The sequence below is a fragment of the Actinomyces urogenitalis DSM 15434 genome (assembly GCF_000159035.1).
Classification (GTDB): Bacteria; Actinomycetota; Actinomycetes; order Actinomycetales; family Actinomycetaceae; genus Actinomyces; species Actinomyces urogenitalis.
On the sequence record NZ_DS999604.1, the window covers coordinates 1 to 767 of the forward strand.

Here is a 767-nt window from a genome sequence, read left to right on the forward strand (position 1 = left end):
CAGCAGCAGGGCGCCGTGGGCGTCCTCCAGGACGGGCGCCCCTCCGCTCACGCGCAGCACCCGCAGCACCTGCCCAGCGGGGGCGGTGGAGGTGAGGATCCCGGGAGCGACCTCGTCCAGCTCCAGCTCCGCCAGCTGGGTATCGGCCACCAGTCCGGCGGCCACCGCCGGGTCTGCCACGCGTAGGAGACAGGCCACCTCACGCACCCGCACCGCGCCGTGGTGACGGGCCGCGTCCTGAATGAGGACCGCCAGCGCGCTGGGCAAGGGGGTCGGCGAGTAGCGTTCCAGGGCCTCGGTCAGCTCGGAGGCACTCATCCCCACGTCCAGGGCCGCACGCACCGACTGCGGGGTGAAACGCACCGTCAGCGCACCGCCGCGCGACTCGACCTCGCTGGAGCGCTCCAACAGCTCCCCCAGCGCCGAGGTCGGCCGGCCCGGCACGATGGCGGTCAGGTCCGACTGGACCAGCAGCATGTCCACTGGCTCAGGCAGGTCCTCTTCCAGGGTCTGCTCCAGCAGCGCCAGGAGGCGATCCTGATCCTCCTGGAGCGTCTGGCCTTCGCCGAGCTCGCGCAAGCCGCGGGCCAGCCGCAGCGCCGCCCGTGACGCTGAGCCCCCGCCGCTGAGCCCCAGCAGCTCGGCCTCCTCTAGCACAGCGGTCACAGCGCCTTCGGGCACAACGCGCCTGGGCCGGGCGTAGGTCAGGGCCTGACGCACCCAGGACGGATCGAGGACCACCCCGGCCGGCAGCGAGGCCATGAGCG

General features: G+C 73.4%; 1 protein-coding gene. It reads right to left on the minus strand.

Going from position 1 to position 767, the window contains the following annotated elements:
• Nucleotides 1–666, minus strand: a 666-nt coding sequence (locus tag HMPREF0058_RS11465) for a helicase-associated domain-containing protein (RefSeq protein WP_248597035.1), incomplete at its 3' end; no start/stop codon positions are given.
• Nucleotides 667–767 lie beyond the last annotated feature (101 nt).